Annotated in this window: 8 protein-coding genes and 1 tRNA gene; all 9 read left to right on the top strand. The window is 62.0% G+C overall.

Annotated elements, in window-relative coordinates:
- Positions 1-34: 34 nt before the first annotated feature.
- The gene (gene nuoN / locus ACVOLS_RS06520) at positions 35-1,492 is read left to right on the top strand and encodes an NADH-quinone oxidoreductase subunit NuoN (protein ID WP_481544935.1); all 1,458 of its coding nucleotides are present in this window, start codon (positions 35-37) and stop codon (positions 1,490-1,492) included.
- A gap of 202 nt (positions 1,493-1,694) precedes the next feature.
- A tRNA-Met gene (locus tag ACVOLS_RS06525) sits at positions 1,695-1,771 on the top strand.
- A 197-nt stretch (positions 1,772-1,968) separates the two neighbouring features.
- Positions 1,969-2,556, top strand: coding sequence for a ribosome maturation factor RimP (rimP, locus tag ACVOLS_RS06530; RefSeq protein ID WP_481544936.1), 588 nt, complete (start codon positions 1,969-1,971; stop codon positions 2,554-2,556).
- A 4-nt stretch (positions 2,557-2,560) separates the two neighbouring features.
- Positions 2,561-4,072 carry a transcription termination factor NusA gene (gene nusA / locus ACVOLS_RS06535; RefSeq protein ID WP_481544937.1) on the top strand — a complete coding sequence of 504 codons (1,512 nt, stop codon included), beginning with the start codon at positions 2,561-2,563 and terminating at the stop codon, positions 4,070-4,072.
- A gap of 95 nt (positions 4,073-4,167) precedes the next feature.
- Positions 4,168-6,798 carry a translation initiation factor IF-2 gene (gene infB / locus ACVOLS_RS06540; protein ID WP_481544938.1) on the top strand — a complete coding sequence of 877 codons (2,631 nt, stop codon included), beginning with the start codon at positions 4,168-4,170 and terminating at the stop codon, positions 6,796-6,798.
- 163 nt (positions 6,799-6,961) lie between these two features.
- Positions 6,962-7,351 carry a 30S ribosome-binding factor RbfA gene (gene rbfA / locus ACVOLS_RS06545; RefSeq protein WP_481544939.1) on the top strand — a complete coding sequence of 130 codons (390 nt, stop codon included), beginning with the start codon at positions 6,962-6,964 and terminating at the stop codon, positions 7,349-7,351.
- A gap of 114 nt (positions 7,352-7,465) precedes the next feature.
- The gene (gene truB / locus ACVOLS_RS06550) at positions 7,466-8,377 is read left to right on the top strand and encodes a tRNA pseudouridine(55) synthase TruB (protein ID WP_481544940.1); all 912 of its coding nucleotides are present in this window, start codon (positions 7,466-7,468) and stop codon (positions 8,375-8,377) included.
- Positions 8,378-8,559: 182 nt separating this feature from the next.
- Positions 8,560-8,820 carry a 30S ribosomal protein S15 gene (gene rpsO / locus ACVOLS_RS06555; RefSeq protein WP_057626688.1) on the top strand — a complete coding sequence of 87 codons (261 nt, stop codon included), beginning with the start codon at positions 8,560-8,562 and terminating at the stop codon, positions 8,818-8,820.
- A gap of 146 nt (positions 8,821-8,966) precedes the next feature.
- A complete protein-coding gene (pnp, locus tag ACVOLS_RS06560) occupies positions 8,967-11,075 on the top strand; it encodes a polyribonucleotide nucleotidyltransferase (RefSeq protein WP_481544941.1) in 2,109 nt (702 codons plus the stop codon).
- Positions 11,076-11,135: the final 60 nt, after the last annotated feature.

Here is an 11,135-nt window from a genome sequence, read left to right on the forward strand (position 1 = left end):
GGCTCGTCGAGAGTATTGATTCCAGGATTTGATGATGACCACGCCGACGCCCCTGCCGTTGACCATGACCGACCTGCTGCCGTTGCTGCCCGAACTGGTAGTGATTGGCGGTGCCTTCGCCCTGCTGATCCTTGATCTGTTCATCAGCACCAAGCACAAGGTCTGGACCCACTTCATTTCGGTGGCGATTCTCGCTGTCGCCTTCATCATGCTGTTGAACGGCGTGGGCGGGCAGGGCGAGGTATTCCACGGGATGTTCATCCGTGACAACGCTGCCGATGTCATGAAGACCGTCGTAGTGCTGGTCAGTGGCTTGAGCCTGATCTACGGCTGGAGCTACCTGCGCGAGCGCAACCTGTACCAGGGCGAGATCCCGGTGCTGATCCTGTTCGCCACCGCCGGCATGATGATCCTGGTGTCGGCCGGCAGCCTGCTGATGGTCTACCTGGGCCTGGAACTGCTGGCGCTGTGTTCCTATGCGCTGGTTGCCAGCAACCGTGAGAACAAGCTCGCTGCCGAAGCCGGCATGAAGTACATCGTGCTGGGTTCCTTGGCTTCGGGCCTGCTGCTGTACGGCATGTCGCTGGTCTACGGCGCCACCGGTTCGCTGCACCTGGACGTGATCCACGCTTCCATCGCCCATTCCGATGAGCGCCTGCTGCTGTTGACCGGCGCGGTGTTCATGGTTGCCGGTGTAGCGTTCAAGCTGGGCGCTGCGCCGTTCCATATGTGGCTGCCCGACGTCTACCAGGGTGCGCCGGCGCCGATCGCGCTGTTCATCAGCTCGGCACCGAAGCTGGCGGCTTTCGGCATGGCTTACCGCCTGCTGGAAATGGGTGTTGGCCCACTGTCGACCGAGCTGCAGTACGTGCTGGCCGGCCTGGCCGCGTTGTCGCTGGTCATCGGTAACCTGATGGCTATCGCCCAGACCAACCTGAAGCGCATGCTGGCGTACTCGACGGTGTCGCACATCGGCTTCCTGCTGATGGGCATCGCAGGTGGCGGCGAGGCGGGCTATTCGGCCGCGCTGTTCTACGCCATTGCCTACGCCATCATGTCGACCGCGGCATTCGGCGCGATCATCGCGATGTCGCGTGCTGGTTTTGAGGCCGAGAACATCGAAGACTTCAAGGGCCTGAACGCCCGCAGCCCGTGGATGGCAGGCCTGGTCCTGTGCATCATGGCGTCGCTGGCCGGCATCCCGCCGTTCCTGGGCTTCTGGACCAAGCTGTCGGTGCTGAGCGCGGCAGTCAATGGTGGCCTGCTGTGGCTGGCCATGGTTGGCGTGTTGTGTGCGGTGATCGGTTGCTTCTACTACCTGCGTGTCATCAAGGTCATGTACTTCGATGAGCCGGTAGGTGAGCCGCTGCCGCGCAACAACGACCGCATCCTGGGCATCGTGCTGGGCGTGAATTCCGTGCTGCTGCTGTTCCTGCCGCTCGGTTTGGGCCCGATCATGGAGTGGATGCGCAATTCTTTTGCACATTTGTAATAAAGAACGTTACAAAGCTGCGCGAAGTGTGTATTATTCATCTCCTGAGTTGACGACCTCACCGCCCAGCGGAAAGGTCGGAATCGCCTGATAAGTGATTCAACCGGAAGGGTTTTTCCGGGTTTCTCCAGCTTGTTGAGAGAAACGCGAAGTAAATAAGTCTTGCATTATTGGCTTGGTTACTTCATAATTCCGCTTCTGATGCGGGGTGGAGCAGTCTGGCAGCTCGTCGGGCTCATAACCCGAAGGTCGCAGGTTCAAATCCTGCCCCCGCTACCAGCTTCGGTCTTTGCAACACGATGTGTTGATGAGGCAAAAGTTGGGCTCGCAAGAACGGCTGCTTCCGTTCTTGCAACCGGGATCCGCTCATTGGATCCAAACGGACAAAGGGCCCATGTGGGCCCTTTGCTGTTTCTGGAAATCAGAAACCCCGGTTGGGTGACAACCGTTCTCTAACTTACGAATCAAGGCTGGCTGTGAGCGACAAGGCTACTGAAATCGCGAACCTGCTGAGCCCCACCGTGCAGGCGTTGGGGCTCGAGTTGCTTGGTGCCGAATATCTGCCGGCCCCGGGCGGCGCAACGTTGCGCCTGTATATCGACGTGCCGCTGGCTGAGCAGCCTGAGCGCATGGTCAATGTTGAAGACTGCGAGCGCGTGAGTCGCGAGGTCTCCGCGCAGCTGGACGTTGAAGACCCGATCAGCGGCAATTACACGCTGGAGGTGTCTTCGCCGGGCGTGGACCGTCCGTTGTTCTCGCTGGAGCAGTTCGAGCGCGCCATTGGTGAATCCGCCAAGGTCGGCCTGAAGCTGCCGCAGGAAAACCGCCGTCGCCTGCAAGGGGAGATCGTCGCGGTTGACCAGGAGCAGGGCACGGTGACGTTTGTCGTCGACAACAAGCCGTTCGTGGCTTCGTTCGACAACATCGACAAGGCACGCATCATTCCGGACTGGGCCGCTTTGGGCCTGGCACCGACCAAACCGACGGGTCCGGCCCCCAAGCAGGGCAAGACCAAGAATAATTCCAATAACGAAACGGCGGCCAAAAAGCCGCGCGCGGAGTGAGCCGATGAGCAAGGAACTTTTGCTGGTAGTTGACGCAGTCGCCAACGAGAAGGGCGTGCCGCGTGAAGTTATTTTTGATGCGATCGAGGCCGCACTGGCTTCTGCCGCGAAGAAGCGCTACGCCGAGGAAGAAGTTCTGGCGCGCGTTTCGATCAATCACAAGGATGGCACCTACGAAACTTTCCGTCGCTGGGAAGTGGTCGCTGATGACGTCGTGATGGAGTCGCCGGACCGCCAGATCCGTTTGATGGATGCTATCGATGAAGCCGACGGCGTTGAAGTCGGCGACTACATTGAAGAGCAGATTGAAAACCCCGATTTCGGCCGTATCGCAGCGCAGGCTGCCAAGCAGGTCATCGTCCAGCGTGTGCGCGAAGCCGAGCGCCAGCAGGTGGTGGATGCATGGAAGGACCGCGTTGGCGAACTGGTCACAGGTGTGGTCAAGCGCGCCGAGCGCGGCAACATCTATGTCGATCTGGGCGGCAATGCCGAAGCCTTCATTCCGAAGGACAAGGGCATTCCGCGTGACGTGCTGCGTGCCGGCGACCGCGTGCGCGGCTACCTGGCTGAAGTGCGTTCGGAACCGCGCGGCCCGCAGCTGTTCATCAGTCGCGCTGCACCCGAATTCATGATCGAGCTGTTCAAGCTGGAAGTGCCGGAAGTCGGCCAGGGCCTGGTTGAGATCAAGGCCTGTGCACGTGACCCGGGCGACCGTGCCAAGATCGCCGTGCTGGCCCATGACAGCCGCACCGATCCGATCGGTGCCTGCATCGGCATGCGCGGTTCGCGCGTGCAGGCGGTGTCCAACGAGCTCAATGGCGAGCGCGTGGATATCGTGTTGTGGAACGAAAATCCGGCCAACTTCGTCATCAATGCGATGGCACCGGCTGAAGTCCAGTCGATCATCGTTGACGAAGAAAAGCATTCGATGGACCTGGCCGTGGCGGAAGACCGCCTGGCCCAAGCGATCGGCAAGGGCGGCCAGAACGTGCGTCTGGCCAGCCGCCTGACCGGTTGGCAGCTGAATGTGATGACCCAGGACCAGGTGACCGCCAAGTCGGAAGCCGAGCAGGGCGTCGCCCGTCAGCTGTTCATGGACAAGCTGGAAGTGGACGAAGAAATCGCCGGCATCCTGGTGTCTGAAGGTTTTGGTACGGTGGAAGAAATCGCCTACGTGCCGGTTGGTGAGTTGCTGGCAGTGGAAGGCTTCGACGAAGATATCGTTGAGGAACTCCGCGCCCGCGCCCGCGATGCGCTGCTCAATGAAGCGCTGGCGGTGGAAGAGGGTGCTGACGGCGATGTGCCGGCAGCAGATCTGCTGGCACTGAAGGGCATGGATGAGGCTACGGCGTACGCGCTGGCTGGCCACGGCGTGCGCACAAGTGAGGATCTGTCGGATCTGGCTGCCGACGAGGTTCTGGAGTTCGGCATCGAGGGCATGGATCTGGAGCGCGCCGCGGCGTTGGTCCTGGCAGCCCGCGCCGAGGAGATCGCCCGCCTGGAGCGCGGCGAATGAGCCAGCGATGAACAGTGCCCTGAGCCGCTCAGGGCGTAGACTCCGCGCTGCCTTCGTTCGTGACGAGGGGGCGCAAACAAGATCATAGGATCCGAATGTCGCAGCAAACCACCATCCGCAAGCTCGCCGAACTGGTCAACACGCCGGTCGAGAAACTGCTTGAACAGCTGTCCCAGGCCGGGATGAAGTTCAGCGGTCCCGATCAGGTCGTGACCAGTACCGAGAAAGTGAAGCTGCTTGGCTTCCTCCGCCGTTCGCATGGCAAGGAAGAGCAGCCGGTCGAAGACGCCGAGGCCGCAGCCAAGAAGATCACCCTGAATCGCCGCAAGCATCAGGAAGTGACCGTCAACGCTGGCCGCAGCAAGACCACCGTCAATGTGGAAGTGCGCCAGAAGCGTACCTACACCAAGCCGGAAGGTGGCAAGCCTGCGATGACGCCGGACGAAGAGCGCGCGGATATCCTGCGCAAGCTCGAGGAATCGCGCCAGCGCAATCTCGATGAACAGCGCATGCTGGCCGAGAAGGATCGCGCCCGCGACGAAAGCATCGCTGCCAAGAAGGCCGCCGAAGAGGCCGAAGCCGCACGCATCGAGGCTGAGAAGGCCGCTGCTGAAGCGGCTGCCAAGGCTGCTGCTGCCAAGCCGGCACCCGAGGTCGAAGCTTCGGCGCCGCGCGCCGCGCGTCCGGCTGCTGCTGCACCGGCCCGCGCACCGGCCCGCGAAGAGCGTGGCAACAACGCAAACGCCAATGCCAATGCAAAGCCGGGCAAGCGCAACGAAGGTGGCGATGGCAACCGTTTCGGTGGCCAGCTGCACCTGTCGGCGTCTGACCGTGCCCGTCGTGGCAACAGCAACAACAATAATTCGCGCGGTCGTCCGGGTGCGCGTGCACCGCAGGGTCGCCGTGGCAATGACGCAGCACGTAGCGGTGGCGGCAGCCATGCCTTCGAACGTCCGACCGCACCGGTGGTGCGTGAAGTCGCCGTTGGCGACACCATCACCGTCGCCGATCTGGCGCAGAAGCTCGCACTCAAGGGCGGCGAGGTGGTGAAAGCGCTGTTCAAGATGGGCGTGATGGCGACCATCACCCAAACCATCGACCATGACACCGCCGCACTGGTTGTCGAAGAACTCGGCCACAACGTGGTGCGCGCCAATGCCAACGATGCCGAAGATGCACTGCTGGCCATCACTGGTGCCGATGAGCGCGTAGCCGTGCCGCGTGCACCGGTCGTGACCATCATGGGCCACGTCGATCACGGCAAGACCTCGCTGCTGGACTACATGCGCCGCACCAAGGTTGCCAACGGTGAAGCTGGTGGTATCACCCAGCACATCGGTGCTTACCATGTGACCACGCCGAAGGGCGTGATCAGCTTCCTTGATACCCCGGGCCACGCCGCGTTCACCTCGATGCGTGCCCGTGGTGCGCAGCTGACCGATATCGTGGTGGTGGTTGTCGCCGCCGACGATGGCGTGATGCCGCAGACCAAGGAAGCCATCCAGCACGCCCGTGCCGCAAACGCGCCGATCGTGGTGGCAATCAACAAGATCGACAAGGCCTCGGCCGACCCGATGCGCGTCAAGAACGAACTGCTTGCTGAGCAGGTCGTGGCCGAAGACTTCGGTGGTGACGTGCAGATGGTGGAAATCTCTGCCAAGACCGGTCTGGGTATCGACGATTTGCTGGATGCGATTTCGCTGCAGGCCGAAGTGCTGGAACTGAAGGCGGTGGCCGATGGCCGCGCCAACGGTGTGGTCATCGAATCCTCGCTGGACAAGGGCCGTGGCCCGATCGCGACGGTGCTGGTGCAACAGGGTCTGCTGAAGAAGGGCGACTACCTGGTGTGCGGTATCCAGTACGGTCGCGTGCGTGCACTGTTTGACGAAACTGGTGCCCAGGTCTCCGAGGCTGGTCCCTCGATTCCGGTGCAGGTGCTGGGTCTGTCGGGCGTGCCGGAAGCCGGTGACGACTTCGTCGTGGTTGAAGACGAGCGTCTGGCCAAGGACGTTGCACAGACCCGTGAAACCAAGCGTCGCGAGTCGCGTCTGGTCGCAACTGCCGGCAGCCGCATGGAAGACATCATGTCGCAGCTGGGCAAGGGCGAAGGCCAGCAGGTGTTGAACCTGTTGATCAAGGCCGACGTCCAGGGTTCGGTGCAGGCGCTGAGCCAGGCGCTGGTTGCACTGTCCAACGACGACATCCGCATCAACGTGATCCACTCCGGCGTGGGCGGCATCACCGAGTCCGACGCCAACTCGGCCGTGGCTTCCAAGGCCACCGTCATCGGCTTCAACGTGCGTGCGGATGCTTCGGCCCGTCGCATCATTGAGTCCAACGGCGTTGATCTGCGTTACTTCTCGATCATCTATGACGTGATCGACCAGGTGAAGCAGGTAGCTTCCGGTCTGCTCGGCGTGGAAATCCGCGAAGAGATCATCGGTATCGCCCAGGTCCGCGACGTGTTCCGCAGCTCCAAGTTCGGCGCGGTTGCAGGCTGCATGATCATCGAAGGCGTGGTGAAGCGGAACAAGCCGATCCGCGTGCTGCGCGACAGCGTGGTGGTGTTCGAAGGCGAATTGGAATCGCTGCGTCGCTTCAAGGAAAACGTCGAAGAAGTTCGCAACGGTACCGAGTGCGGTATCGGCGTGAAGGCTTACAACGACGTCAAGCCGGGCGACCAGATCGAGTGCTTCGAGCGTATCGAAGTGCCGCGCACGCTCTAAGTGCCGGGATCGGGGCGGCGGTAGCCGGAATTCGTTGAGGCGGATTCCCGGCCACCAGGCAGCCCCTTCGCGGCATGGATGCACGGTTCGGGAATCGCTCGCGGTTCCCGGATCGGTTGTACGGTTTCATTGAAATTCACTCTTTATTGCTGATACTTGCCTGATGCCTAAGACTTTCCATCGTACCGACCGTGTTTCTGCGCAGATCCGCCGTGATCTGGGCACGCTGGTGCATGCCGCCGTGCGTGAATTCGGCCTGCCTTCGGTCAGTGTGTCGGACGTGGAAGTCACCCGTGACATGGCCCACGCCAAGATCTTCGTGACCGCGCTGATGCCGGAACGTGCGGATGAGGCGATGAAAGGGTTGCGCGAGCTGACGGTTGAGCTGCGTATGTCGCTGGCCAAGGCGATGAAGTTGCGGCATGTGCCGGAGCTGCATTTCCACTACGACGACTCGGTCGACCGTGGCGAGCGCATCGACAATCTGCTGCGTGATCTTGTGCCGCCGCCGGAACCTGAGTCCGACGCCAACAAAGACCCCGATAAAGCGTAATCGCAGCAGCCCGAAAGGGCTGTTGTCATGTCTGGCCTGTGCACGATGGCGCAGGCAGCTTTCCCGTTTCCTGCCAGGTGCGCTGAGTTCGCGCCGGCCTCCCTATGGTGTTGCATGCGTCCCCGAATCCAATTCCGCCGCCTGGATGGCATCGTTCTGCTCGACAAGCCGGCTGGCATGAGCTCCAACACGGCGCTGCAGGTTGCGCGTCGTCTGTTCCGCGCCGAAAAGGGTGGTCATACCGGCAGCCTCGATCCGCTGGCCACGGGCTTGCTGCCGTTGTGCTTTGGCGAGGCGACCAAGATCGCCGGTCTGCTGCTGGGTTCGGCCAAGGCCTATGACGCTGAAATCCGGCTGGGCAGCACCACCGATACCGATGATGCCGATGGCGCGGTGCTGCGCGAGCGGCCGGTACCTGATTTCAGCGATGCGCAGTTGCAGGCGGCCCTGGCTAGCCTGACTGGCACCATCTTGCAGCGGGCGCCGATCTATTCAGCGCTGAAGCAGGGGGGCGAGCCGTTGTACGCCAAGGCTCGCCGCGGCGAGACCATCGAGGCGCCCGAACGTGAAGTGCATGTTCAGGCCATAGAGGTGCTGGCGCGTGAAGGCGAGTGCCTGTCGCTGCGCGTGACCTGCGGTTCGGGGACCTATATCCGCAGCATCGCCCGCGACCTGGGCGAACTGCTGGGCTGTGGCGCGCATGTCACCGCGCTGCGGCGGCTGTGGGTGGAGCCATTCATGACGCCGAAGATGATTGGCCTGGATGCGCTGCGCGCAGTAGCTGAATCCGGTGACGAAGCCGCGCTGTTGGATTGGCTGTTGCCTATCGAGCAGGGCTTGAGTCAGTTCGCCAGGGTTGAGCTGGATGCTGCCCAGGCGGCCCGGTTCTGCCTCGGCCAGCGCTTGCGCAATTCGGCTTGGCCGGTGGGCCTGGTGGTGGTTTACGGCGAAAGCGGGCAGCCGCTGGGCCTGGGGCAGGTGGAAGAGGGTGGGCGGCTTGGCCCGCAGCGCCGCTTCAATCTCTGAACGGGCAGCGGCGGGCAGTGCCTTCAAGACCATTCCCGCCTTGTCCCGGATGGTTGTGACCGTTACAATTTTGCGGCCCTAGAAAGGGCAACTGTCCGCCCCGGTGGGCAGCCTATTAATCGGCGAGCTGTGCGGTGCGTCATGAGACGTTCCTGCCGGCCCCGCATCTGAAGAGAAAAACCATGTCGATCGACACCCAGAAAGTCATTGAAGAAAACAAGCGCGGCGCTGCTGACACCGGCTCACCGGAAGTCCAGGTCGCCCTGCTGACCGCTCGCATTGAACTGCTGACCGGCCACTTCAAGGAACACAAGAAGGATCACCACAGCCGCCGTGGTCTGCTGCAGATGGTCAACCGCCGCCGTAGCCTGCTCGACTACCTGAAGAACAAGGATGTCGCACGCTATAAAGCATTGATCGAAAAGCTCGGCCTGCGCCGCTAATCGATACCCGCCGCGGCGCAGCGATGCGCCGCGGCTTTGTTTTTAGAGCTTCAAAATCGTAGTAGACCGGCCGGAACCGCCCGGCCAGCCGCTGCCGGCATGGGTTGGCAACGGACCAATCGAAGAAAGCATTTCAAGGATCCCCCGTGGCAAAAATCACCAAAACCTTCCAGTACGGCAAACACACCGTCACGCTTGAAACCGGCGAAGTCGCCCGTCAGGCCGGCGGCGCAGTCATCGTCAAGATGGACGACACCGTGTTGCTGGTCACTGCCGTCGCCGCCAAGAGCGCGCGCGAAGGCCAGGACTTCTTCCCGCTGACCGTTGATTACCAGGAAAAGTTCTACGCCGGTGGCCGTATCCCGGGTGGCTTCTTCAAGCGTGAAGGCCGTGCGACCGAGAAGGAGACGCTGATCTCGCGTCTGATCGATCGCCCGATCCGTCCGCTGTTCCCGGAAGACTACAAGAACGAAGTTCAGATCATCGCCACGGTGATGTCGCTGAACCCGGAAGTGGACGGCGACATCGCTGCCCTGATCGGTGCTTCGGCCGCACTGTCGTTGGCCGGCACCCCGTTCAAGGGCCCGATCGGCGCTGCCAAGGTCGGTTACAAGGACGGCCAGTACATCCTCAACCCGACCGTGTCGGAGCTGAAGGAATCGCAGCTGGAGCTGGTGGTCGCTGGTACCGCCAATGCCGTGCTGATGGTGGAATCCGAAGCCGCGCTGCTGTCCGAAGACGTGATGCTGGGCGCCGTGACCTTCGGTCACCGCGAAATGCAGAAGGTCATCAACGCGATCAACGAACTGACCGTTGAAGCCGGCACCAAGCCGAGCGATTGGGTTGCCCCGGCCAAGAACACCGCGCTGATCAGCGCGCTGCAGGAAGCCGTCGGCGGCAAGCTCGGCGAAGCCTTCCAGGTGCGTGACAAGCTGCAGCGTCGTGACGCCATCTCGGCGATCAAGAAGGACGTGGTCGAGACCCTGGCTGGCCGCGTTGCCGCTGAAGGTTGGAACTCGGCCGAGCTGTCGAAGGAGTTCGGCGAGCTGGAATACAGCACCATGCGTAACTCGGTGCTGGACACCAAGGTCCGCATCGACGGCCGTGCGCTGGACACCGTCCGCCCGATCGCCGTGAAGACCAGCGTGCTGCCGCGTACCCACGGCTCGGCGCTGTTCACCCGTGGTGAGACCCAGGCCATCGTGACCATCACCTTGGGCACCGCCCGTGATGGCCAGGTGATCGACGCCGTTGCCGGTGAGTACAAGGAAAACTTCCTGTTCCATTACAACTTCCCGCCCTACTCGGTCGGTGAGTGCGGTCGTTTCGGTGCGCCGAAGCGTCGTGAAATCGGCCACGGCCGTCTGGCCAAGCGCGGTGTGCTGGCTGTGATGCCGTCGCTGGAAGCCTTCCCGTACACCATTCGCGTGGTGTCGGAAATCACTGAATCCAACGGCTCCTCGTCGATGGCTTCGGTCTGCGGTTCCTCGCTGGCCCTGATGGACGCCGGCGTGCCGATCAAGTCGCCGGTTGCCGGTATTGCCATGGGCCTGGTCAAGGAAGGCGAGCGTTTCGTCGTCCTGTCCGACATCCTGGGTGACGAAGATCACCTGGGCGACATGGACTTCAAGGTCGCTGGTACCGCCGAGGGCATCTCCGCCCTGCAGATGGATATCAAGATCGAAGGCATCACCGAAGAGATCATGAAGCAGGCACTGCAGCAGGCCAAGGCTGGCCGTCTGCACATCCTGGGTGAAATGGCCCACGGCCTGACCACCCCGCGTGCCGAGCTGTCGGACTACGCGCCGCGTCTGCTGACCATCAAGATCCACCCGGACAAGATCCGCGAAGTGATCGGCAAGGGTGGTTCCACCATCCAGGCAATCACCAAGGAAACCGGCACCCAGATCGACATCCAGGACGATGGCACCATCACCATCGCTTCGGTGAACAACGCCGCTGCCCAGGCCGCCAAGGCACGCATCGAGCAGATCACCTCGGACGTCGAACCGGGCCGCATCTACGAAGGCAAGGTCGCCAAGATCATGGACTTCGGTGCATTCGTCACCATCCTGCCGGGCAAGGACGGTCTGGTCCACGTGTCGCAGATTTCCAGCGACCGCGTCGAGAAGGTTGGCGACGTGTTGAAGGAAGGCGATCTGGTCAAGGTCAAGGTGCTGGAAGTCGACAAGCAGGGCCGTATCCGCCTGTCGATGAAGGCCGTTGAAGAAGGCGAGGGCACCTCGGCCGAATAAGGCTGCGGTGTTGTATCGCTGAGAAGAAAAGCGGGCCTCGTGCCCGCTTTTCTTTTGCCT

This window comes from Stenotrophomonas sp. STEN038 (genome assembly GCF_056759895.1).